Annotated in this window: 17 protein-coding genes; 7 read left to right on the top strand and 10 right to left on the bottom strand. The window is 64.8% G+C overall.

The genetic code is table 11. From position 1 onward, the window contains the following. Nucleotides 1–10 precede the first annotated feature (10 nt). A complete protein-coding gene (locus O9320_12250) occupies nucleotides 11–775 on the top strand; it encodes an aspartate/glutamate racemase family protein (protein ID MCZ8311622.1) in 765 nt (254 codons plus the stop codon). Here O9320_12250 and O9320_12245 read toward each other — a convergent pair. After that, nucleotides 772–4,461, bottom strand: coding sequence for an ATP-binding protein (locus tag O9320_12245; GenBank protein MCZ8311621.1), 3,690 nt, complete (start codon nucleotides 4,459–4,461; stop codon nucleotides 772–774). The genes O9320_12250 and O9320_12245 overlap by 4 nt on opposite strands. A gap of 120 nt (nucleotides 4,462–4,581) precedes the next feature. On the opposite strand from O9320_12245, the gene O9320_12240 reads away from it, so the two are divergent. Then, nucleotides 4,582–5,787 carry a hypothetical protein gene (locus O9320_12240; GenBank protein MCZ8311620.1) on the top strand — a complete coding sequence of 402 codons (1,206 nt, stop codon included), beginning with the start codon at nucleotides 4,582–4,584 and terminating at the stop codon, nucleotides 5,785–5,787. Here O9320_12240 and O9320_12235 read toward each other — a convergent pair. Then, on the bottom strand, nucleotides 5,784–6,764 hold the full coding sequence (locus tag O9320_12235) for an aldo/keto reductase (GenBank protein MCZ8311619.1): 981 nt from the start codon (nucleotides 6,762–6,764) through the stop codon (nucleotides 5,784–5,786). The two genes, O9320_12240 and O9320_12235, sit on opposite strands and share 4 nt — an antisense overlap. Before the next feature lie 125 nt (nucleotides 6,765–6,889). Here O9320_12235 and O9320_12230 point away from each other — a divergent pair, with 125 nt between their 5' ends. Both O9320_12230 and O9320_12225 read left to right on the top strand, forming a co-directional pair. Continuing rightward, the gene (locus tag O9320_12230) at nucleotides 6,890–8,140 is read left to right on the top strand and encodes an EAL domain-containing protein (protein ID MCZ8311618.1); all 1,251 of its coding nucleotides are present in this window, start codon (nucleotides 6,890–6,892) and stop codon (nucleotides 8,138–8,140) included. A 13-nt stretch (nucleotides 8,141–8,153) separates the two neighbouring features. Beyond that, a complete protein-coding gene (locus tag O9320_12225; protein MCZ8311617.1) occupies nucleotides 8,154–9,299 on the top strand; it encodes an alanine racemase in 1,146 nt (381 codons plus the stop codon). A 1-nt stretch (nucleotide 9,300) separates the two neighbouring features. Here O9320_12225 and O9320_12220 read toward each other — a convergent pair whose 3' ends face one another. The 5 genes from O9320_12220 to O9320_12200 are packed head-to-tail and all read right to left on the bottom strand — an operon-like array spanning nucleotide 9,301 to nucleotide 14,912. After that, nucleotides 9,301–10,647: a phosphotransferase family protein gene (locus O9320_12220; protein MCZ8311616.1), complete on the bottom strand. Its 1,347-nt coding sequence runs from the start codon at nucleotides 10,645–10,647 to the stop codon at nucleotides 9,301–9,303. Beyond that, nucleotides 10,638–11,834, bottom strand: a complete 1,197-nt coding sequence (locus O9320_12215) for an acyl-CoA dehydrogenase family protein (protein MCZ8311615.1) — start codon at nucleotides 11,832–11,834, stop codon at nucleotides 10,638–10,640. The genes O9320_12220 and O9320_12215 overlap by 10 nt, the downstream gene beginning before the upstream one ends. 11 nt (nucleotides 11,835–11,845) lie before the next feature. Next, nucleotides 11,846–12,490, bottom strand: coding sequence for an NIPSNAP family protein (locus O9320_12210; protein MCZ8311614.1), 645 nt, complete (start codon nucleotides 12,488–12,490; stop codon nucleotides 11,846–11,848). Nucleotides 12,491–12,507: 17 nt separating this feature from the next. After that, nucleotides 12,508–13,272, bottom strand: coding sequence for an SDR family NAD(P)-dependent oxidoreductase (locus tag O9320_12205; GenBank protein ID MCZ8311613.1), 765 nt, complete (start codon nucleotides 13,270–13,272; stop codon nucleotides 12,508–12,510). Continuing rightward, the gene (locus tag O9320_12200) at nucleotides 13,272–14,912 is read right to left on the bottom strand and encodes an acyl-CoA synthetase (GenBank protein MCZ8311612.1); all 1,641 of its coding nucleotides are present in this window, start codon (nucleotides 14,910–14,912) and stop codon (nucleotides 13,272–13,274) included. The genes O9320_12205 and O9320_12200 overlap by 1 nt, the downstream gene beginning before the upstream one ends. 76 nt (nucleotides 14,913–14,988) lie before the next feature. On the opposite strand from O9320_12200, the gene O9320_12195 reads away from it, so the two are divergent. Beyond that, nucleotides 14,989–15,618, top strand: a complete 630-nt coding sequence (locus O9320_12195; protein MCZ8311611.1) for a DsbA family oxidoreductase — start codon at nucleotides 14,989–14,991, stop codon at nucleotides 15,616–15,618. A 9-nt stretch (nucleotides 15,619–15,627) separates the two neighbouring features. After that, nucleotides 15,628–16,329, top strand: coding sequence for a hypothetical protein (locus O9320_12190; GenBank protein ID MCZ8311610.1), 702 nt, complete (start codon nucleotides 15,628–15,630; stop codon nucleotides 16,327–16,329). Nucleotides 16,330–16,332: 3 nt separating this feature from the next. Here the strand turns inward: O9320_12190 and mfd are convergent, their stop codons facing one another. Further along, on the bottom strand, nucleotides 16,333–19,833 hold the full coding sequence (gene mfd / locus O9320_12185; protein MCZ8311609.1) for a transcription-repair coupling factor: 3,501 nt from the start codon (nucleotides 19,831–19,833) through the stop codon (nucleotides 16,333–16,335). A 4-nt stretch (nucleotides 19,834–19,837) separates the two neighbouring features. Then, a complete protein-coding gene (locus O9320_12180; protein ID MCZ8311608.1) occupies nucleotides 19,838–20,101 on the bottom strand; it encodes a succinate dehydrogenase assembly factor 2 in 264 nt (87 codons plus the stop codon). An 85-nt stretch (nucleotides 20,102–20,186) separates the two neighbouring features. Between O9320_12180 and recG the strand changes: the two genes are divergently transcribed. Then, on the top strand, nucleotides 20,187–22,283 hold the full coding sequence (gene recG, locus O9320_12175) for an ATP-dependent DNA helicase RecG (protein MCZ8311607.1): 2,097 nt from the start codon (nucleotides 20,187–20,189) through the stop codon (nucleotides 22,281–22,283). Here recG and O9320_12170 read toward each other — a convergent pair. After that, nucleotides 22,280–23,155, bottom strand: coding sequence for an alpha/beta hydrolase (locus O9320_12170; protein ID MCZ8311606.1), 876 nt, complete (start codon nucleotides 23,153–23,155; stop codon nucleotides 22,280–22,282). The two genes, recG and O9320_12170, sit on opposite strands and share 4 nt — an antisense overlap. Between the last annotated feature and the right edge of the window lie 34 nt (nucleotides 23,156–23,189).

The raw sequence follows: 23,189 nt of genomic DNA, 5'->3' as shown, positions 1-23,189 counted from the left end.
AGGATCGCAGGTGGACGACGACAGTCGATTGGCGACGGGCGGCAAGCCGCTTTACGGCGCAAGGCTCGGCATTCTGATGCTCGAGGCGCGCTTTCCGCGCATTCCGGGCGACATGGGCAATGCGACCACATGGCCGTTTCCGGTCCTCTATCGGCTCGTCAAAGACGCGTCGCCGGAACGCGTGGTGCGCAACCGCGCCGAAGGCCTGCTCGACGCGTTCAAGCACGCCGCAGCCGACCTCGTCGCGCAAGGCGCCGACGGTATCACGACCAACTGCGGCTTCCTGTCGCTGTTCCAGCGCGAGCTTGCGGCACATGTCGGCGTTCCGGTCGCCACCTCGAGCCTCATGCAGGCGCAAGCCATTCAAGCCCTGCTGCCGCCCGGCAAGCGCGTGGGCATCCTCACGATCGACGCGAACGCGCTTACGCCTGCCCATTTGGCCGCCGCCAACGTGCCCGCCGACACGCCCGTAATGGGCACCGAAGGCGGGCGCGAATTCACGCGTGCCATCCTCGGCAACGAGGAAAGGCTCGATTGCGCGGCAGCCGAAGCCGACATGATCGAAGCCGGGCAGGCACTCGTCGCAAAGGCGCCGTCGGTCGGTGCGGTGCTGCTCGAATGCACGAACATGGCGCCCTATTCGCGCGCGCTCGCGCAGGCGATCAAGCGGCCGGTGTTCGACATCTATGCGTTTGCGACCTGGTTCCATGCCGGGCTCGTGCCGCGCGATTTCGGCCCGCCCGGCTCCGCCCCGCGCAAATGGTCTGAGCGCTAGTCGTCGGCGGTCGAGGCCGTCTTGGTTTCGGCCGCGGCGCGCAAGGTGCGCTCGGGCGGGAATACGAGCGTGGCCACAGCCCCCTCGCCGATCCGGCTCGTGAGCTTGAGTTCGGCCCCGTGCAGTTTGGCGAGCGTTTGCACAAGCGCCAAACTGCGGCTGCCGTCGCGCTCGGCGTCGCGCGCGCTCGCGTTTTTCGACTTCGCAGCGCCAGCCTGGCGGCGTTTGAGCACTTCGTCGGCCGAGAAGCCTGGGCCGCCGTCGCGCACCGAAATTTCGATCTGGCCGTCGCGTTCCCGGATATGGATCGAGACCAGCGAGTCGGGCGGCGAGAAGCGCACGGCGTTGCCGACGAGATTGAGCAGCATCTGGCGCACGAGCCCGGTGTCACAGCGCAAGCGCGGCAGATCGCGCGCGATCGCCGCCGACAGACGGTGCCCGCGCCGTCCCGCGTCGGCCTCGAGCATGCGCACGACCGAGCGCGCGATCTCGCCGGGATTGCCGTCGCTCTCGCGCAGCAGGCCGGGGCCCGCGTCGAGCTGCGAGAGATCGAACATGCGCGCGACGAAATCGAGCAGATGTTCGGCGCTGTCGTGGATGTCGTGCGCGCCGGCGGCGATGCTCGCCACGCCGGCCCGCTCGAGCGCTTCGGAAATGCCGAGGATCGTGTCGAGCGGTGCGCGCATCTCGCGACTGGCGTCGGCAAGGAAGCGCTCGCGGAAAGCGGCTTCCTCGCGCGCTTTGCTTTCGGCCGCACGCTGGGTGATCTCGGCGAGTTTGCGGTCGGAAATATCGATGTGGCTCACCACCGCCGCGCGCGCACCGTTTAGCCACACGGGCCGACACGTGCAGCGATACCAGCGCTGCTGGTCCGGCGAATGGCACGGATATTCAATGCTGAATTCGGCGAGCTCACCCGCCAGCACGCGCGACAGGCCGCTTGCCACGTCGTGCGCTTCTTCCGCGCAGTCGCCGGTCGAGCTACGGCAGACTTCCACGTAGTTGGAACCCGCTCCGAACCCCTCGCCCACGAGCCCGTTCAGGCGCGCGAAATCGTCCCAGGCTTTGTTGGTGGCGACGATGCGGCCCACCGCATCGACGAGGGCGAGATGTGCCGGCACGCCGTCGAGGGCCGCACTCTGCGCACCTGCCAGGGCGCGCAACGCCGTTTCCTGCTCTTTGAGCACGCGCTGGGACCGCACGGCTTCGGTGTTTTCGTAGAAAAATAGCAGGGCGCCGATCGTGGCCTCGCTGTCGTCGCGATTGGCGACGATGCTGAGCTGGTAGTCGCGTTCGGCAAGCGACACCTGGCGCTCGAAGGCGCGGCCGCGCTGCAGCACATTGTCGATGCGGCCCGCAAGATCGTCGAAGCCCGTCGCTTGGCGCATGCGCGACACGCCGTCGGCCAGGTTCTCGAGCGTGAGGCCGAACGCGGCTGCTGCGGCCGAGTTGAAGCGCCGAACGCGCCCCACCCGGTCGACGACGACAAGCGGGGCCGCGATCGAATTCTGGATGTTGACGAGGTCGGTGTTGGCTTCGTGCAGCTCCGAGCTTTTCTGTTCGAGCTCTTCGTTGATCGTCTGCAGCTCTTCGTTGGTCGACTGCAGTTCCTCGTTCGAGGTTTCGAGTTCCTCGTTGGTGGATTGCAGTTCTTCGTTGGCGGACTGCAGCTCTTCGTTGGCCGATTGCAGCTCTTCGTTCGCCGTTTCGAGCTCTTCGGTCACGGTCTGCAGATGCTCGCGCGCGGCGGCAAGCTCGTGGCGAATTTCGACCACGACCTGCTCGGCACCCGGCTCGGGTGCTGCAAGATTGGCCGCAAGGGCGGACGCCGTGTCGAGGAAACTCACCAGATAATATTGGAGGTTCTCGCCGGGTACGGGTACCGGCCGCACGGCCACGCGCACGCCCTTGCCGGTTTCGGGATCGATGTCTGTCGCTTCGACCGCGATGTTTTCGCGCCGCGCCTTGTGCACGAGCATGCGAATCATCGTGCCGAGCTGGCGCGTGACGAGGCCTGCGAGCGTGAGATCGGGTTTGCCTGCCGTGATCTGCAGCACGCGCGCGACGTCGCCGTGCGCTTGCAGCAGCGTCAGATTTTCGTCCACGAGCACGGATTTGGGCGCAAACGCTTCGGCAAGGGACCGTTCGATCAGCGTCTGGGTCGAGATGCGCGGCGGTATCTCGACGCGCGGCCGTGCGGCCGGATAGCCCACCCCGATCTGCACGAGATTGCGAATACTGGGTTCGGCCCCGGCCGGCACGTCGCGGCGGCGCGACAATTTGGCTTTGCGGTCGATAGGTTCGAACAGATCCGAATGCGCACCCAGCGTTTCGGACTTGCCGAGGAGCAAGAGACCATTCACGCGCAGTGCGCGGTGGAACAGGGCGATCAGCTGCGCATTGACCTCGGCCTTGAAATAGATCAGCAGATTGCGGCACGACACGATGTCGATGCGCAGGAACGGCGGCTGTCGCAGCAGATTGTGTTTGGCGAAAACCAGACGCTCGCGCACCTCTTTGGCGACTTGGTAGGCTTCGCCCGTATCGACGAAATATTTCTGCACAAGATGCGGATCGACCGTCGCCAGCGCGTCGTACGGATAGATGCCGCGTCGGCCGACGGCGATCGCTTCCTCGTCGATGTCGGTCGCGAAAATCTGCACTTTGCGCGCGGTCTTGGCGCGTTCGAGCGCTTCGACGATCGAAATCGCGATCGAATAGGCCTCTTCGCCGGTCGAGCAGCCCGGGATCCAGACGCGCAAGGGAGCCGTGCGGTCGCCGCTCGACAGCAGCGCGTCGAGGGCGATCGAGAACGCGTCGAACACCTCCGGATCGCGGAAGAACGATGTGACCGGGATCATGATCGCTTGCGCGAGCCTGTCGAGTTCGTTCGGCTTGGCGCGCAGCAGCGCAAGGAACGCCGCCGTGTCGGCCATGCGCGAGGCGGCCATGCGCGATTCCACGCGCCGCTGCACCGTGCCGGGTTTGTAGTTCTTGAGGTCGATGCCGTGTCGCTCGTTGAGCAGCGAGAAAATCTCGTCGATGTCCGAGAGCTGCACCACCGGCGGTGCGGGGGGGGCAAAATCGCGCGGCGCATCCGCGATCTTGGGCAGCTGCGCGCCGATCGCGTCGGGCGGCAGGATCACGTCGATCACGCCCGTGTCGATCGCCGCCTGCGGCATGCCGTTGTATTTCGCACTCTCTTCATTCTGGACGATCGCAAGCCCGCCCGCCGCCTTGATCGCGCGAATACCGGCAGCCCCGTCGGTGCCCGTACCCGAGAGCACGATCGCGATCGCGCGCGGGCCGTAGGCTTTGGCGATGCTCTCGAACAGTACATTGACCGACGGCTTGGGGCCGCGATCGGCATGCGGGCGCTGCAGCACGATCGCGTTGCCGCGCACCGAAATGTCGCAATTGGGCGGCGTGATGTAGATCCGGTTGGCGGCGAGCTGCACGCCGTCGCGCGCCTCTTCGATCGGCACGCGGCTCTCGCGCGACAGCAAGGCGGCCAGCATGCTTGCATGCTGCGGCGCCAAATGCTGGGCGACGACGACGGCGAAACCAGTGTCGCTGGGCAGATTGCCGATGAGGGCACGCAAAGCTTCCAAGCCACCGGCCGAGGCCCCGATCGCCACATAGGCGCGCGGCGCGTCACTCTCAGCTTGCTTGGCGTTGTCGCTCATTTGGACGGTATTCTAACGCGCTTTCCGGTGCCGTCCACCCCCTTCCCCGTTGACGCCCCCGGCACGGCGTTTGCTTTGTTTTGCGGCCATGTCCGTTGCTTGTCAGCGCCAAAAATACAAATGAAGTGCCGTCCGCGCATTGCGATCGCGGGGGCCGGGGTTGCGGGCGCTTTGCTGGCGGGCCTTCTGAAGGAATGCGCGGATCTCGACATCGTTGTCTACGAGCGCGTCGGCGCAGACGACCATTCGCAGTCGGGCACGGGGCTCAATGTTGGGCCGAACGCGCTGAAGGCCCTGGCATTGGCGAGCCCCGATCTCGAACGGACGATTCGTGCCGAGAGCTTCGCATGGGCGCGCTGGACCGTCGAACTGGTCGACGGCACAAACCTCATGGATCTCGACCTTGCACAAGTGGCCGACAATCCGGGCATCCGCATTCGCTGGTCGCAGCTCTACCGTCTGCTGCGCGCGCATGCGCACTCGGCGATCCGCTATCGCCACAGCATTGCGGCGGCCGTGCCGCGCGAAGACGGCGTCGATCTCCGCATTGTCGACGCAACAAGCGGTGCCGAGATCGCGCGCGACACTGTCGACCTTCTGGTCGTCGCCGAGGGACGGTTTTCGCCGTTGCGCGACAGTCTGTTTGGCCCCATGGCGACGAAGTATGTCGGGGCTGCCACGTTCCGCGTGCTGATCGACGGCATCGCCGATCCATCGGCCTGCCCGATCGGCGACTACGGCCAATGGTTCAACGGACCCAACCGCATCTTGGCGTTCCAAGTGCCCGGCAATGCGGTTTATGGCTCTGGCTCGTTTCCGCTTGGCATCGACGCCAAGCTCACGGACGATCTCAAGCAGCCCGATTTCCTGCGCGCACTCTACACGCCGGCAAGCGGCACGCTGTGCCCGAGCGTTGCGTTCATGGTCGAGCATATCGTGCGCAACACCGAGCGCATCCATTGGGCGCGCCTGCAGGAGGGCGAACTCGTCTACGCGCATCCCTCGCGCCGCGTGCTGGCGCTTGGCGATGCCGCCTATCGGATGGTGCCGACTTTGGGCCAAGGGGCCACGCAAGCGGTCGAAGATGCGTGCGCAACGGCCCGCCTGATACGCGATGCCGTGCGCGACGCAAGCCCGCTCGCCGATATTCCCGACGCGGTCGCGGCTTTGCGCACCGCGCGCGTGAAGGCTTGCATGGAATTCTCGCGCCAAGCGTCGGACACGATGCTGGCCGGTTCCGACCCCGTCGCGGGCACGCGGTGGAAGACGCAGCCCGCATTTCTTGCCCGCTTGTCCAATCTCTATCGCGACGTCGCGTCCTTCTAGCGATGGTCCTGCACTTCGTGCGGCCGGTAGGGCGCTTCGAGCGAAGCGATCTCCTCGGCGGTCAACGCGATCTTGAGGGCCCCCAACGCGTCGTCGAGCTGCTCGAGCTTCGAGGTCCCGATAATCGGCGCGGTGACGGCGGGCTTGGCGAGCAGCCACGCAAGCGCGACCTGGGCGGGTTTGACGCCGCGTTTTGCCGCAACCGCTTCGACCGCCGCCACGACCGCAAAATCGTCATCTTGGAAATAATAGCGATGCGCGATGTCGTCGGTCTTGGCGCGTGGGGTTTCGCCGTAGCCTTGTTTGTGGCGATTGCCGGCAAGGAAACCGCGCGCAAGCGGGCTCCAGGGGATCACGCCGATGCCCTCCTCGCGGCACAGCGGCAGCATCTCGCGCTCTTCTTCGCGATAGACGAGATTGTACTGGTTCTGCATCGATACGAATTTGGCATAGCCGTGGCGTTCGCTGACGGCGAGCGACTTGGCGAACTGCCAGGCCCACATCGAAGAGGCGCCGATATAGCGCGCCTTGCCCGCGCGCACGACGGCGTCGAGCGCGTCCATTGTCTCTTCGATCGGCGTTTCGGAATCGAAACGGTGGATTTGGTAGAGATCGACATGGTCGGTCTTGAGGCGGCGCAGCGAACCGTCGATCGAGGCCAGGATGTGTTTGCGCGACAGGCCGCGGTCGTTCGGGCCCGGCCCCATTGCGTTGTAGACCTTGGTTGCCAGCACCATCTGGTCGCGCGGCAGCAGCGGGGCTAAGCACCGCCCCACGACTTCTTCGCCCACGCCGAGCGAATACATGTCGGCCGTATCGAAGAAATTGATGCCGGCTTCGACCGCCTTGCGGAAGAACGGCACGCTGGCCGCTTCGTCCAAAACCCAAGGCCGCCAGGCGGGCGTGCCGTAGGTCATGGTCCCAAGACAAAGGCGCGAAACTTTGAGGCCGCTGCGGCCAAGTCGAATGTACTGCATCCGTTCACTCTCCCTTAGGTCCAACCGTTTGGTATTGTAGCGAATTAGGGCGCGCGGGGACTGCAGATTCCCATTACAAAACGTGATTGTCCCGTCTAGAATCGGAGTCGGTAACAGGAAAGCGAATGGACACAGTCAACCAACGCACCGACGAGGAAACGCTGCTTTCCGATCTCGACCGCATCAAGCGGACGGGAAACACGGTGCCGCGCATGTCGGTCGTCATCTCGATGCAGCGCCAAGCGTGGTTCAATCGCCGGCGCGAAAACTTCTACGTGATCTTCCACGCGATCCGCGAAATGGTCCAGCGCGCGGAAGGGACGGTCTATTCGCAGGCCAATTTCGACATCGTCTTCGTGTTCCGCGTCGACAATCCGCAGCAGTTCGAAAACATCGTCACCGAACTCGACGAACTCCTGCGCCGCCATTCGGTCGCGACCGGCATGCCGGACGAGAATATCGAAGAAGCCTGCACCTGGTTCAGCTTCGAAACGCAGTTCAACGATTTCTACGATTACGCAAAGCGCGCACTCGAGGACCAGAAGAGCCAGCAGGAGCAGCGCCAGCGCGCGGCCCAGCGTGCCGCTGGGGCTGCGCAGCAAGGCGGTATTGGCCCGAGCTTCCAGGCTTTCACGCCCGCGATTTTGGGCAATTTCGACGAGCTCATCGCCAAGACCGACGTCAAAACGCTCGTGCGCAACCAGCCGATCGCTATCGCGCTGACCGCCAACCAATTGCGGCCGATTTTTCGCGAGTACCATTTTTCGGTCAACGATCTGCGCAATATGATCGTGCCGCGCATCAACATGCGCGGCCAGCGCGGCCTGTTCCAGATCCTGTCGCGCAGCTTCGACCAGCGCATGCTGCGGGCACTCGCCGAAGGTTTCCTAACCAAGTCCGCAGGCAACATCTCGATCAACCTCAATGTCGAGACGATTCTGTCGGATCGGTTCCGCGAGTTCGACCAGCGCATTGCCAACTTCATTCCCAAGGGCAGCATCATCATCGAGATTCCGCGCCACGACGTGTTCTCGGATTTCGAGGGCTACAATCGCGCCCTCGACACGCTGCAGAAGTCGGGTTTCCGCACGCTGCTCGACGGCCTCACGCCCGACACGTTGACCTTCTTCCGGCGCGCCGAATTGCGCGCCGATCTCGTCAAAATGTTCTTCTACAAAGACCACGCCGAAGATTGGCGCATGAAGGGACTGGCCGCGATGCTGGCCGAGGCCGACATCAACCGCATCATCATGGGGCGCTGCGAGACGCCGATGGCCTTCGAACTCGGCCAGGCGGTCGGCATTCGCATGTTCCAGGGCTGGCATATCGACGCGCTTCTGCGCGCGATGACGCCAGCCGCCCCGCCTGGCCGCTAGACCGTCCGTGCCGATGCGCCTTCGCGATCTGCCCACGCCCTGCCTCGTGCTCGACCTTGCACGCCTCAAGCGCAACGTCGCCCGCATGCGCGACCGTGCGCGCGAACTCGGCGTCGTCCTGCGCCCGCATCTAAAGACCGCGAAGTCCGTCGATGTCGCTTTGCTCGTGCATGGCGGCGTGCCCGGGCCGATCACGGTTTCGACACTGGCTGAGGCCGAACATTTTGCGGCAGCGGGTTTTGCCGACATTCTCTACGCCGTGGGCATTGTGCCCGCGAAGCTCGCGCGCGTCGCCTCCCTGATGGCGCGGGCCCCTGCCCTCAAGATTATCCTCGACGATCTCGAGACCGCGCGCGCTGTTGCGGCCCAAGGGCATGCACTTGGGTGCCGCTTCAATGTCGCGATCGAAATCGACACCGGCGGCGGGCGCGCCGGGATCGCAGCGGACGATCCCGCGCTGCTCGAAATCGGCGCTGTTTTGAACAATGCCGGCATGCTTGCGGGCGTGATGGCGCATGCGGGCCATTCCTACGGCTGCAAGAGCCTCGACGAGATCGTTGCGGTCGCCGAGGCCGAGCGTGCGGGGGTCGTGCGGGCAGCCGAACGACTGCGCGGGGCCGGTCACACGGTAGGCCTTGTCAGCGTCGGTTCGACGCCGACGGCGCTGCATGCGCGCCATCTCGATGGGGTCGGCGAGATGCGCCCCGGCAATTTTGTTTTCTTCGACCTGTTCCAGCACGGGCTCGGTATGTGTGCGGCCGACGATCTGGCCGTGAGCGTGCTGTCAAGCGTGATCGGCCACCACAAGGCCCGCAACCACGTGCTGCTCGATGCTGGTGCTTTGGCGCTGTCGAAGGACGTCGGTGCGAACGCGGTCACGCCGCAGATCGGCTACGGGCTTGTGCGCGCACCGGCCGAAGCGGCCCCACGCGCCGACGTTGCCGTGCTCGACGTGCACCAGGAGCACGGCATTGTGAGTGCGCGCACAGGGCTCGATGCGATCGCACCCCTGCCCTTCGGCGACTTTGGGATCGGCGACCGACTGCTCGTGTTGCCCAATCACGTGTGCATGACGGCTGCCATGCACGACCGCTACTACGTCGTCGATGGGCTCGACGACACGGTCGTTGCCGAATGGCCGCGCATCGCCGGCTGGTAGCTCAAAACGGATATTTGGGATTGAACAGAAGCGTGCGCGCCTTGGCGTCGGAGCACAACGCGCCGTGCAGTCCGCGATCGCCGTCGTGGGCGCCGTTGCGGATGGTTGTCGCAAGTGCCCGATTGCCGTCGCTGTCGTCGCGTGATTCGCGCGCCAGCGTCCGCGCAATAATGCCGAGCGCATTGGCGAGCATCAGGCCTTTGAGGCGCGCACCCTCGGCCATTTGCGACAGAAGCTCGCGGGTGAGCACGTCGCGCGCGAGCGCTGCAAGCTCTGCAACATCGGCACGGTCGCGCGGCAGGCCCGGCGGCAAATCGCCTGCGGGTGCTGCTGCATCGATTGCGGCCAGCAATTCGTATTCAAGTTCGGCGATGCGTCGGCCGGTCAAGGCGAGATCGAGCGAGGCTTCGCCGCCGGCGACGAAACGTTCGTTCTGCTGGAGTGCAATGACCGCCCAGCGTGCATGCGCCATGATCTCCCAATAACGCAGTTTGGCGGAATCGAGCGCATCGCCGCCTGCGCCTGCGTAGCCGCGCAGAAAGTCGTCGCGCGCCCCAACGCCGCCGGCCTCGCGCGAAATTTGGCCGAAGCGCCAGCATTTGGCGCAGAACCAGCCGATATCCTCGTGACGGTCGCCCCAGCCCGCGAACTCCCAATCGAGAATGCCGGCAAGTCCCGCCTCGTCGGCCATGAAATTGCCGGTGCGGAAATCGCGATGGCACAGCACGACCGCATCGGTCGCGGGCGCGTTCACTTCGAGCCAGCGCAAGGCAAGCTCGAGGGCGGGCCGTGCCGTGCGATATCCGTCGAGCCAGGTGCGATAGGCGGCCACCGCCGCCAATGCTGGCGATGCGGGCGCTTCGCCTAGAAAGCCGAGTGCGGCTTGCGGCGGGCGGATCTTGTGCAGCTTGGCAAGTTCGCTGCCGAGGCTTGCGACCAATTCCGCGCGGTCGCCGGTCCATTTAGTGTCGTTGACCAGAATATGGCCAAGCGCCGTGCCTTCGAGCCGCCGCATCACATAGAACGGTTTGCCGATCACGCCCGGATCGGCGCACACGGCGAGCGGTTCGGGCACTTTGACGCCGGCTTTGTGAGCTGCATCGAGGATCGCGTATTCGGCAAGGCGGCCGTGGCTCGCCGCCACACCTGTCGGCGCATCGGTCCGCAGCACGGCTTCGAGCGTACCGGCATAAGGTCCGCCGCGCAGACGCGCTTGGAACGCCCAGTTTTCCTGGATCGCACCGCCCGACAATTGCCGCCACGCCAGAACCTGTACTTGTGTGGCGCCGAGTGCGCCCACAAGCCAGCCCGCCAGTCCCGGCGGGGCCGCGAGCGCGTTCAGCGCCATCCCCAAAACTCCGTGCCTTCGTTCGCAAGAAAGCGCGCCAAAACCATCTTGTGCACTTCCGAAGCACCGTCCACAAGGCGCGCCTGGCGCGCATAGCGGTACATCCATTCGAGTGGCGTATCTTTGGAATAGCCGCGCGCGCCCATGAGCTGGATCGCCGTATCGATCGACTTGTGCAGTACGTCGGCAACCGCGACTTTGGCCATCGACACTTCTTTGCGCGCGAAATCGCCCTGATCGAGCTTCCACGCCGCGCGCATCGTGAGCAGGCGGCCGATCTCGATCTGCATCGCGGCCTCGCCCAGCATCCACTGCACGCCTTCGTGGTCGATCAGATTGTGGCCGAAACTCTTGCGCGCCTTCACGTAGGGCAGCGCGATTTCGAGCGCGCGCCGCGCCATGCCGAGCCAGCGCATGCAATGTGTGAGGCGCGCAGGCCCCAGCCTTATCTGCGTGACCTTGAGTCCGTCGCCCACTTCCATGAGCCGGTCGGAATCGTCGATTTCGAGTCCGTCGAACTCGATCTCGCAATGCCCGCCATGTTCTTCCGGCCCCATGATCGGAATGCGCCGTTTGATGCGCCAGCCCGGCTGGTCGGCATGGAACAGGAAGGCGCTGAGGCCCTTGCGCGCATCCTTCGAGGTGCGCGCTATGAGGATGAAGTGTTTGGCCTCGCCCGCCCCGGTGATGAACCATTTGCGGCCCGAGATGCGCCATGTGTTGCGCCGCTTGGTCGCGGTCGTCAGCATCATGCCGGGATCGGAGCCGGAGCCCGGATCGGGCTCGGTCATCGCAAAGGCCGAGCGCACGTCGCCGTTGGCGATCGGTGCGAGCCATTTTTTCTGCTGGGCGGCCGTCGCGACCTTGGCTAGCACCATCATGTTGCCGTCGTCGGGGGCGGCGGAGTTGAAGCACACCGGCCCGAACAGGGCGCGGCCCATCTCCTCGTAGCACGCGGCCATGCCGACCATGTCGAGCCCGCCGCCGCCATGGGAGGTGGGCAATTGCAGCGACCAAAGCTTCGCTTTTTTGGCCTTGTTGCGCAGCTTTGCGAGCGTGTCGAGGCGCACATTCTCGCCGTCGCCCCAACTTGCGAGATCGGCTTCGGCCGGAAAGAGTTCGCGCTCGACGAACGTCCGCACGGCGAGGCGCGTGCGCTCCGCCTTCGGCGACAGCGTAAAGTCCATGGGTTCGACCTTTAGGGTTTGAAGAATGGCGCGTTGACGAGCAATTGCACGTCCATGCGCTGCAACAGCGGCGTACCGCGCTTGAGATAGTCGCCCCACAATGGATCAGCCGCCATCGCGGCCCGCTTGGCCTGGCGCTCGCCCATGTCCTTGTAGCCCCACATATGCAGAACCTGGTTGAGGCCGCCAATGTCCGACTGGTACCAGCCTACGCAATTGCCGAGATATTTGAGTTGCAGCTGCAGCGCCATGTCGCGATAGACGTTGAGAAACTCCGGCAGCTTGCCGTGATGGGCGGTGTAGACGCGGAAATCCAGCACGCCGTAGCCGCCCGAAGGCTGGCCCGCGATCGGCCAAAACGGGGCCGGCTTCATGATGCGGTTTTCCTGGCTGATGAAAGTTCCGGCCGATTTGCCGAGCCACGCCGCCCAGGCAGGGTCTGCCTGCATTCCGTCGCGCTTGGCTTGGCGCTCGGCGATGTCCTTGTAGCCCCAGATATGGATCGCCGTATTCATGGCGCCGATCTCGACGGCGTAGTAGCCGAGCGGATTGCCGAGATGGCGCTTCTGCACCTCGAACCCTTCGGCCGCATAGCCTGCGAAATAGCCCGGCAGTTTGCCGGGGTGGGCCGTGTAGCTGCGCACGTCGACGATCATGGAACCCGCTCCGTCTTCTAGAGAAACGCCAAAGTATGGCCGCCATCGACGACGAGCGTGGTGCCCGTCATGAAGCGGCCCGCATCCGATGCCAACAGCAGCAACGCGCCGTCGAGATCGCTTGCCTGGCCGAAGCGGCCAAGGGCAATGCGCTCGACCAACTTAGCACCCGCACTTGAGCGCAGATAGTCGCGGTTGAGATCGGTTTCGATGTAGCCCGGTGCGATCGCGTTCACGCGGATGCGGTGCGGCGCGTAAACCACCGCCAACGACTGCGTGAGGCTCACGATCGCGGCCTTGGCGGCCGAATAGGCCGGGACCCGCACGCTCGGGCGCAGGCCCAGGATCGAGGCGATATTGACGATCGACCCGCCGCTGCTTTGCGTACGCATCAGATTGGCAGCGGTGCGCGCGACGAGATTGGCACCGTCGAGATTGGTTGCCATCGTGTCGCGCCAGCCCGCATCGTCGGCGATGTCGGGCGATTCTTTGCGCACGATGCCTGCATTGTTGATGCAGATGTCGAGCGGACCCAGCTCGGTCTGGGCGCGCGAAAAACTTTGGGCGACACTCGCGGAATCCGTCACGTCCATAGCGACGGCAAGTGCACGCCCGTCGAAGGCGGCAATGTCGGCGCACAGACTTTCGAGCCGGTCGACGCGGCGCGCTGTAACCGCGACTTTGGCACCGGCGCGCGCAAGGGTCAGAGCCATCGACAGGCCGAGCCCCGACGAGGCACCCGTCACGAGCGCTGTTTTTCCGGCAAGATCGAACGGCCCCATCAGGCAATCTCCTGCGCGCGTGCGCGCAACACGTATTTCTGGATCTTGCCGGTCGAGGTTTTGGGCAAGGCGCCGAACACGACATAGCGCGGGCACTTGAAGCCCGCAATGCGCCCGCGCAGCCAGGCAATGATCTCAGGCCCCGAGATGCCGACGGCGTCGGGCTTTAGGGCCACAAACGCGCACGGCGTTTCGCCCCATTTGGGATCCGGCTTGGCGACGACGGCGGCCTCCATCACCGCCGGATGGCGATAGAGCGCTTCTTCGACCTCGAGCGAGGAAATGTTTTCACCGCCCGATATGATGATGTCTTTGCTGCGGTCCTTGACCTCGATATAGCCGTCCTTGTGGCGCACGGCGAGATCGCCCGTGCGGAACCAGCCGTTTCTGAAAGCGCGCTTGGTTGCTTTGGGGTTCTTGAGATAGCCCTTCATCACCGTATTGCCCTTGAGGGCGATCTCGCCGAGCGTGGCCCCGTCCGACGGCACCGGGCTTCCTGTTTCGACGTCGAGCACGGCAAGTTCGCCCAAGGTCGGATAGGCCACACCTTGGCGCGACATCAGCTTCGCGCGCTCTTCGAGCGGCAGATCGGGCCAGCCCGGCTGCCATTCGCACAAGGTGGCCGGGCCATAGCTTTCGGTGAGGCCGTAGGCGTGCGTCACGCGAAAGCCGAGTTCTTCCATGGAAGCGATGATGGCCGAGGGCGGAGCCGCCCCGCCCGTCATCACTTCGACGCGATGTGGCAATTTGCGGCGGAGATTCGCGGGCGCATGGGCAAGCGTATTCAGCACAATGGGTGCTCCGCACATATGCGTGACCGCGTTCTCTTCGATCGACGCGAAGATGGCACCCGGCTCCACTTTGCGCAGGCACACATGCGTGCCGCCGACCGACGTGACCGCCCACGTATAGGACCAGCCCGAGCAATGGAACATCGGCAAGGTCCATAGATACACGCTCTCGGGCCGCAGCCCGAAGGTCAGCGCATTGCCGAGCGCGTTCAGGAAAGCGCCGCGATGATGGTACACGACGCCCTTGGGATCGCCGGTCGTGCCCGACGTGTAGAGCAGGCAAATCGCCTGCCATTCGTCGGAAGGCCAGCGGCCCGCATAGTCGGGTGTGCCCTCGGCCAAAAACGATTCGTAATCGAGCGCCGACAAACGCGGCCCCTCGCCTGTATACGCCCGGTCGTCGATGTCGATGACCGTTGGCTTGCTTTTGCAAAGCGCCAAAGCCGCCTGCAACGTGGCCGCAAATTCGCGGTCGGCGAGCACGAATTTGGCTTCGCCATGGTCGAGAATGAAGGCGATCGTCGCGGCATCGAGCCGGTAATTCAGTGCGTTCAACACGCCGCCGGCGAGCGGGACGGCGTAATGCGCTTCGAGCATCGCCGGAATGTTGGGGGCAAGGATCGCGACCGTCTGGCCCTGCTTCAAACCGCGCTTGACCAGCGCATGTGCAAAGCAGCGCACGCGGGCGGCAAAGCGCGCATAGCTGATGCGCGTCTGCCCGTGCACGATCGCGGTCTTGGTCGGGTAGACCGCCGCCGCACGGAACAAAAAGCCCAGCGGCGTAAGGGCCGCGAAATTTGCTGCCGTCTGCGGCAGATCGGTTTCGAAGATCGAGCGCTTTGGCGCCATTGGAATTTCCTTCCCTGCCCCATTGTCGGGAACCGCCCCTAGCCGCGTCAATGGCGACGATGCTAGAATAGCTACTATGATCCGCATCGACATCGTCTCCGACGTCATCTGCCCCTGGTGCTTCATCGGCAAGCGCCGCCTCGAACGTGCTCTGGCGGCCGAGGCGCCGGGCAGCATCGTGGTGGGCTGGCGCCCGTTCCAGCTCAATCCCGACATGCCGGTCGAGGGCATGTCGCGCAAAGACTATCTGCGCGCCAAATTCGGCACCGACGATGGCGGCGAGCGCTACAAACATGTGGTGGCCGCCGGCCTCGAAGAAGGCATTCCGTTCGCATTCGAGCGCATGCAGCGCACGCCCAACACCGTGCGCGCCCAACGCCTGATCCGTTTTGCCGAGAATCACAAGGCGGCCGACGCCGTCGTCGAGGCCTTGTTCACGGGTTATTTCGCGCAAGCGCGCGACATCGGCGACATCGAAGTGCTGGCCGACATAGCGGGCACGGCCGGGCTCGATGCGGGTGAAGTGCGGCGCTATCTCGCATCCGACGAAGACGACGCCATCGTGCGGGCGGAAGACAAATACGCGCGCGAACTCGGCATCCAGGGCGTGCCGTGTTTCGTGATCGAGCGCAAATACATGGTCTCGGGGGCCCAACCCGCCGAATTGTTCGCCGACGTGTTCCGCCAGGTGCGCGAAGCGGCCTGACGAAAAGCCATGGCTTGTTCGTGTTTGTCGCGTCGCTTCTTCCTGCGCGGCCTGTGTGTCGCCGCAGCGGCTCCGCTTGTTGCAACGCCTGCCGCAGCCCAAATGCGCGAATGTTTCGGCACGCCCGCACGCTTCGTCGTGCGCACGAAGCCGCTCGGGGCCGCCATCGACTATTCGCTGCAAGTGGCCGATCTCGCGCGCGTCGCGGGTGCACGCGAGGGTTTGTTCGGCACGCGCACGCAGCACGGCCAGCGTCCCGCCGGCCTCACGCTTGCCGACATCAAGCTCGATTGGAGTGTCGGCGTGATCGCGCGCGGCCAAGGGCGCCAAGCCTGCATTGAGCCCGAGCGCGTCGAGGTCACCGTGTCGATGGATCGCCATCGCATCTATGTGGCACGCGACGCGACCCGCTCGGGTACCTGCCAGCGCGACGTCGTGCTCGAGCACGAAAGCCGCCATGTGCGCATCAATCTCGAACTGCTCGAAGACGCCAAGCAGCGCATCGAACGCAGCCTCGCCGAACTCGTCCCGCAGCTCGGCCCCACCGACGGCGGACGCGAGGTCGCCAATGCCGCACTCGCGCGCTATCGCACGATATTGCGCAAACCCATCGAAGGCGGCTTCGAGCGCGCTTTTGCGACCGCAAACGCGCGCCATGCCGAGATGGATACCGCCCAAGCCTATGCGCGCGACTGGGGCCGCTGCGCCTGAGCGTTAAGCCGCGATCTTGGCGAGTTCGCTGAGCAGGCGGCGAATGCCTTTGACGCGGTCGCCCGCATCATCCCAGGCGCGCAAATACACAAGCCGATGGTCGGGGCGCAGCTTCAGCAAGGTCGGCTGCTTGAAGACCATCTGGATGAGCTTGTCCGGGTTCGCGAATTTGTTTTTGCGGAAACCCAGCACGGTGCCCTTGGGGCCGGCATCGACCTTGTCCACACCCGCGAGTTTGCACAGCCGCTTGAGCTCGATAATGTCGAGCAGGTTCTGCACCTCGCTCGGCAGTGGCCCAAAACGGTCGATGAGTTCGGCCGCAAACGCGTCGATCTCGCTGCGCTCGACGAGGCCCGACAGGCGGCGATAGAGGCCCAAGCGCACATTGAGGTCGCGCACATACTCTTCCGGGATCAGCACTGGCGTGCCGAGCCCGATCTGCGGCGCCCATTCCTCGGCCCCCTGCTTGGGTCCGGCCGTGCGCGCCGCGCGCACCGCGTCTTCGAGCATCTGCTGGTAGAGTTCGACGCCGACTTCGCGGATATGGCCCGACTGTTCCTGGCCCAGCAGATTGCCCGCCCCGCGAATGTCGAGATCGTAGGACGCAAGCTGGAAGCCTGCCCCGAGGCTGTCGAGCGTTTGCATCACTTCGAGGCGCTTCTGGGCACCGGCCGTCAGCACGCGATCGCCGGGCACGGTGAAATACGCGTAGGCGCGTAGCTTGCCGCGCCCGACGCGCCCGCGCAGCTGGTAGAGCTGCGCAAGGCCGAACATGTCGGCACGGTGGATGATCATCGTGTTGGCACTCGGAATGTCGAGGCCGCTTTCGATGATATTGGTCGACAGAAGAATGTCGAAACGGCCTTCGACGAAGCCCACCATCACGTCTTCGATCTGGGCGGGCGTGAGCTGGCCGTGCGCGACGGCGAGTTTGCATTCCGGCAACAGTTGCACGAGCCGTTCGCGGACGGCCCCCAAATCTTCGATGCGCGGGACGACATAGAAGGTCTGCCCGCCTCGGAACTTCTCGCGCATGATCGCTTCGCGGATAACCACGGGATCGAACGGCAGGATGAAGCTGCGCACCGCAAGGCGGTCGACCGGCGGGCTTGCGATCAGCGACAGGTCGCGAACGCCCGCAAGCGCCATCTGCAAGGTGCGCGGGATCGGCGTGGCCGAGAGTGTCAGCACATGCACATCGGCGCGCAGTTCCTTGAGGCGTTCTTTCTGCGCTACGCCGAAATGCTGCTCCTCGTCCACGATCACGAGGCCGAGCTGCTTGAACTTGACCGCCTTGGCGAGCAACGCTGTAGTGCCGATTACGATCTCGACGCGGCCTGCTTCCGCTTCGATGCGCGTCTGCGCTTGGTCTTTGGCGGGCACGAGGCGCGAAAGCTGCGCCACGCGCACGGGGAAGCCCTCGAAGCGCGCTTTGAAATTCCGGTAATGCTGGCGTGCGAGCAGCGTCGTGGGTACGACGACCGCAACCTGCACGCCCGCCATGGCCGCCACAAACGCCGCGCGCAAGGCGACTTCGGTTTTGCCGAAACCGACGTCGCCGCACACGAGCCGGTCCATCGGCTTGCCCGCGGCAAGATCGTCGAGTGTTTCCGTGATCGCGCGCGCCTGATCCTCGGTTTCGACATAGGGGAAACGCGCGCAAAATTCATCGAACAGGCCTTCGGCGGGCGCCAAGCGCTCGCCCTCGCGCAGTTGGCGTTCGGCCGCGAGCTTGATGAGATGGTCGGCGATTTCGAGCACGCGCTTTTTGACGCGCGCCTTGCGCGCTTGCCAGCCAGCCCCGCCGAGCTTGTCGAGCTGTGCGCCGGCGTCTTCCGAGCCGTAGCGCGACAGCATCTCAATGTTTTCGACCGGCACAAAAAGCTTATCGTTGTCGGCATAGACGATGCGCAGGCAATCGTGCGGAGCACCCGCCACCTCGATCGTCACGAGCCCGTCGTAGCGCCCGATCCCGTGGTCGACATGCACGACGAGGTCGCCCTCGCCCAGCGCCGCCGCTTCAGTGAGGAAATTGTCGGAGCGCCGCCGCTTGCGCGCCGCGCGCACGAGCCGGTCGCCCAGAATATCCTGTTCGGTAATCGCGGCGAGGTTGGGTGTGGTGAAGCCGTTGTCGAGCGACAGCACGGTCGTCGCGACGATCTGCGGCGCCAAAGCTTCGGCCTCCGCCCAATCGCGCACCGTCGCCGTCTCGGTGAGGCCATGTTCTTTGAGGAGATGCGCCAAGCGTTCGCGCGAGCCCGGCGAATAGGCGCAAACCAGCACGCGGCGCCCCGCGGCCCGCTCGGCCGCCACGCGCACGCGCACGGCGTCGAACAGATTGGCGTCTGCCTTGGCGCGCTCGGACGTGAAATCAACGCCCGTGCGCCCGCCCGCATCGATGCAGTCGGCACCGACAGGCCGCGCGAACGGCGTCAAGGCCACGACCGCACGCTTGGCCAGGATGCCGCGCCATTCGCTGGGCTTCAGATATAGAAGTTCGTTCGGCAGCGGATTGTAGCTCGATGCGGTTTCGCCGAACTGGTCGGCGGCCTTGCCCTTGGCGAAGGCTTGGCGGGCGAGCACACGCGCCTCGTAGAATTCGTCGATCTGCTCGAAACGTGCTGCCGCCGCCTCGTCGATCTGGTCGTCGAGCGAGACGACGGCGTTCGGCAGATAGTCGAACAGGGTTTCGAGCCCGTTGTGGAACAAGGGCAGCCAATGTTCGAGGCCGGCATAACGCTGGCCCGCCGACACGGCCGCGTAGAGCGCGTCGCGTGCATCGACGGCGCCGAACTGCGCGCGATAGCCCAAGCGGAAATTCTCGATCGAGTCCGGATCGAGCAGTACTTCGCTGACGGGTTTGAGCGCAAATGCGTCGAGCGTGCCTGTACTCTTCTGCGTCATGGGATCGAAGCGGCGGATCTGCTCGATCGCGTCGCCGAACAGATCGAGGCGTACGGGTTCGGCCAAACCCGGCGGAAACAGATCGACGATGCCGCCGCGCAGCGCGTATTCGCCGGGCTCGCGCACGGTCTCGGCGCGCCGATAGCCGTCGCGCACCAGGAAGGCCGACAGCGCATCGAGTTTCAGGGCCGCTCCGCGTTTGGCCTCGAACACGGCTTGCGCGAATTTGGCGCGCGGCACCACGCGCTGCGAGATCGCGTTCACGGTCGTCAGCACGATGCGTCGGCCACCGCCCGTAACAGGCCGCGCCAGATCGACGAGTGCATCGAGGCGCCGGCTGACGACCTCGCTGTTCGGCGACACGCGGTCATAGGGCAAGCAGTCCCAGGCCGGGAAGCTCAGCACCTGGGCGCGCGTCCCTGCAAAGGCGAGCGTTTCGGCAAGCTGGCTCAGCCTGGCATCGTCGCGCGCCACATGCAGTACGTCGTGGCCGTGGCGTACCAGGGCTGCCAGAACGGCGCCGTCCACGCCGGCCGGTGCCCCGGCAATTTCAAGCCTTTTGCCGGAGGCGATTCGGTTCTGAAGTTCGATGTTTAACAATTTGTTATCTTGCGATCTTAAAGCTTTGAAGAAGTTTCATGACCGGGCCGTCGTAAGCGGCCGGCGGGGCCGCGCGCCCGAGCGCCCAATCGAGGATATTGGGGTCGCCCGCCGTCAGCAGATTCTCGTATTCGCCGAGCTGGGCGGCGTCGAAATCCGGCACGTGCGCGCGCGCAAACGCCCCCAGCAGGATGTCGGTTTCCTTCATGCCGGTATAGACGCTGCGATGGATCAGACGCTTGCGGCGGATTTCGAGGGATTCGGACATAGCGGCCTTGTTGGAATCGGGGCATGGATATAGCGCTGCACGCCCCGCCTGTCACGGACCCCGAAAAAGGCCAAGCCGCCACCCGATGCGCCCCGCCATCCTGTTCCCGCTTTTCGCCGATATTCGCACGCTGCCCGGTGTCGGCCCCAAGATCGCACCGCTGCTCGAGCGCGCGGCAGGACCGGCCGTCGTGGACGTGCTGTGGCATCTGCCGACGGGGCTCGTCGACCGGCGTTTCAGCCCAAGCGTGGCGGCGGCACCCGAGGGCACAGTCGTCACGCTCAAGCTGCAGGTCCTGAGCCACGCGCCGGGGCGAACGCCGCGCCTGCCCTATCGCGTGCATTGCCAGGACGAGTCCGGCCCGATCGATCTCGTATTTTTCCGCGTCAAAGGCGACTATCTCGAGCGGCAATTGCCGGTGGGCGAGATGTGCGCGGTTAGCGGGCGGGTCGAGCGTTATCGCGACGACGTACAGATGGCACATCCCGACCATATCGTGCCGCTCGCACGCTTCGATGAGATCGCGATCGTCGAGCCCGTCTACGCCCTCACGGCAGGCCTCTCGCCCAAAACCGTTGCCAAGGCTGCCAAAGCGGCCGTCGCTGCCGCCCCAGTGCTGCCGGAATGGGCCGATCCGCATCTTGTGGCAAAAAACGGATGGCCCGATTGGCGTACGGCGATCGCGCATGCACACGCCCCAAGCGACCAAGCCGATACCGAACTGGAAACGCCCTGGCGCAGCCGCCTTGCCTACGACGAATTGCTCGCGAACCAGTTGGCCTTGGCGCTTGTGCGCGCGCACCAGAAGCGCCGCAAGGGCCGCACGTTGAAGGGCGACGGGCGATTGCGGGAGAAAGCGCTGAGGGCCCTGCCCTTCGATCTCACGGGTGCTCAAAAAATGGCGCTCGCCGAAATTCTCGGCGACATGGGCGTGAGCGGTCGTATGCAGCGGCTGCTGCAGGGCGACGTCGGTAGCGGCAAGACGGTCGTGGCCTTGCTCGCGATGCTGAACGCGGTCGAATGCGGCTTGCAAGCCGCCCTGATGGCGCCGACCGAGATCCTCGCGCGCCAGCATTTCGAGACGATCAAGCCGTTGGCCGAGGCGGCCGGCGTGCGCTTTGCGGTCCTCACGGGCCGCGACAAGGGCAAAGCCCGCCAAGCCATCCTTGACGGGCTCGCGTCGGGCGAACTCGATCTTGTGGTTGGCACGCATGCTTTGTTCGAAGACGAAGTTGAATTCAAAGAACTCGGCTTCGTCGTCGTGGACGAGCAGCATCGGTTCGGCGTGCATCAGCGTGTGGCGTTTTCGGCCAAGGGCCTGTCGGAAGCGGGCGAAGTCGACACGCTGATCATGACCGCCACGCCGATCCCGCGCACGCTGGTGATGTGCGCTTACGGCGACATGGACGTATCGAAGCTCGCCGAAAAACCGCCGGGCCGCAAACCGGTCAAAACCGTCGCGGTCCCGCTCGAACGGCTCGACGACATCGTGGATGCCGTGCGCCGCCAGATCGCCAAGGGTGCACGCGTCTATTGGGTGTGCCCTATCGTTGAGGAATCCGAAGTGCTCGATCTCGCGGCGGCAACCCAGCGCCATTCGGCGTTGGTCGAAGCGCTCGGCGAAGCCCGTGTGCATCTGATCCACGGCAAGCTCAAGCCTGCGCAGAAAGACGCCGCAATGGCCGCTTTCGTCGACGGCCCGCCGGGCGTGCTTGTGGCCACCACGGTCATCGAAGTCGGCGTCAACGTGCCGAGTGCGACAGTGATGGTCGTCGAACATGCCGAACGTTTCGGCCTCGCCCAGCTCCATCAGCTGCGCGGCCGCGTCGGCCGCGGGGCGGAGGAAAGCAGCTGCGTGCTGCTCTACGCGCAGCCGCTCGGGGCGACGGCAAAAGCCCGCATCGAAATCCTGCGCGAGACCGAAGACGGGTTTCGTATTGCCGAAGAAGATTTGCGCCTGCGCGGCGCGGGCGAAGTGCTGGGCACCAAACAATCGGGCCTGCCGCAATTCCGCTTGGCCGATCTTGCCGTACACGCCGATTTGGTCGAGATCGCGCGCAGCGATGCGACGGCCGTGCTCGAGCGCGATCCCAAACTCGAAAGCGAACGCGGGGGCGCTTTGCGAACGCTGCTTTATCTGTTTGCGCGCGATGAAGCGTTCAAACTCGCGCGCTTCGGCTAAGTGCCGAGAAATTCTTCGAGTGCTGCAGCCGTCGCGTCGGGGGCTTCTTCGGGCAGAAAGTGCCCGCACTTCAGGGCGTGGCCGCTGACCTCGATCGCCCATTGGCGCCAGATGGCGAGCGGATCGTCGACGCGCCTTGCAAGGCCGCCCTCGCCCCACAGCACGAGCGTAGGGGCGACGATCTTGCGGCGGCCGAAATCTTCGCCGTCGATCGCGTCGTCGGCCGTTGCCCCCGCGCGGTAATCGGCGCAGGTCGCCGCGATCGAAGCCGGATCGCGAAACGCGACTTTGTAGGCCTCGAGCGCTTCGGGCGCGAACGCCGAAAAATCCTTCGACCAGCGTTTCAGCTTCTCGAGCAGATAATAGTCGGGATCGGCACCGAGCATTTTCTCGGGCAAGCCCCCGCCTTGCGCCAGAAACTGCCAATGGTACATGCCGAGCGCCAAGCCCTTCTCCATGCGCCGCCAGGTCGAATACGTCGGCAGAATATCGAGCACGCACAGCTTCTGCACCGCGTCGGGATGGTCGAGCGCCAAGCGATAGGCCACGCGCGCGCCGCGGTCGTGGCCGCAGACAGAGAATTTGTCGAAGCCGAGGCCGCGCATAAGGCCCGCCATGTCCTTGGCCATGGTGCGTTTGGAATAGACCATGTCCTCGGCATCGGCTACCGGTTTGCCGGATGCCCCATAGCCGCGCGTATCCGGGCACACGACCGTGAAACGCTGCGCCAATCGCGGCGCGATTTTGTGCCACATCGCGTGTGTCTGCGGATAGCCGTGCAGCAGCAGCAAGGGCGGTCCGGCTCCGCCCTTGCGGTAATGGATGGAAACCCCCTCGGGGGATGCGGAACCAACGCTGAAATCTTCGAACATCGCGGCAGTTAGCCACGAAATCTTTGCGCTGACC

It is taken from the genome of Magnetospirillum sp., assembly GCA_027532905.1.
GTDB lineage: Bacteria > Pseudomonadota > Alphaproteobacteria > CACIAM-22H2 > CACIAM-22H2 > Tagaea.
Note: the sequence above shows the minus strand (reverse complement) of the source record. Positions and strands in the feature narration are given on the sequence as shown.

Coding starts and splice junctions, on each gene's coding strand:
- O9320_12195 (MCZ8311611.1), top strand. CDS start 14,989: ATGATCCGCATCGACATCGTCTCCGACGTCATCTGCCCCTGGTGCTTC.
- O9320_12210 (MCZ8311614.1), bottom strand. CDS start 12,490: ATGATCGTCGACGTGCGCAGCTACACGGCCCACCCCGGCAAACTGCCG.
- O9320_12215 (MCZ8311615.1), bottom strand. CDS start 11,834: ATGGACTTTACGCTGTCGCCGAAGGCGGAGCGCACGCGCCTCGCCGTG.
- O9320_12220 (MCZ8311616.1), bottom strand. CDS start 10,647: ATGGCGCTGAACGCGCTCGCGGCCCCGCCGGGACTGGCGGGCTGGCTT.
- O9320_12230 (MCZ8311618.1), top strand. CDS start 6,890: ATGGACACAGTCAACCAACGCACCGACGAGGAAACGCTGCTTTCCGAT.
- O9320_12190 (MCZ8311610.1), top strand. CDS start 15,628: ATGGCTTGTTCGTGTTTGTCGCGTCGCTTCTTCCTGCGCGGCCTGTGT.
- O9320_12235 (MCZ8311619.1), bottom strand. CDS start 6,764: ATGCAGTACATTCGACTTGGCCGCAGCGGCCTCAAAGTTTCGCGCCTT.
- O9320_12170 (MCZ8311606.1), bottom strand. CDS start 23,155: ATGTTCGAAGATTTCAGCGTTGGTTCCGCATCCCCCGAGGGGGTTTCC.
- O9320_12200 (MCZ8311612.1), bottom strand. CDS start 14,912: ATGGCGCCAAAGCGCTCGATCTTCGAAACCGATCTGCCGCAGACGGCA.
- O9320_12205 (MCZ8311613.1), bottom strand. CDS start 13,272: ATGGGGCCGTTCGATCTTGCCGGAAAAACAGCGCTCGTGACGGGTGCC.
- recG (MCZ8311607.1), top strand. CDS start 20,187: ATGCGCCCCGCCATCCTGTTCCCGCTTTTCGCCGATATTCGCACGCTG.
- O9320_12225 (MCZ8311617.1), top strand. CDS start 8,154: ATGCGCCTTCGCGATCTGCCCACGCCCTGCCTCGTGCTCGACCTTGCA.
- O9320_12245 (MCZ8311621.1), bottom strand. CDS start 4,461: ATGAGCGACAACGCCAAGCAAGCTGAGAGTGACGCGCCGCGCGCCTAT.
- O9320_12180 (MCZ8311608.1), bottom strand. CDS start 20,101: ATGTCCGAATCCCTCGAAATCCGCCGCAAGCGTCTGATCCATCGCAGC.
- O9320_12240 (MCZ8311620.1), top strand. CDS start 4,582: ATGAAGTGCCGTCCGCGCATTGCGATCGCGGGGGCCGGGGTTGCGGGC.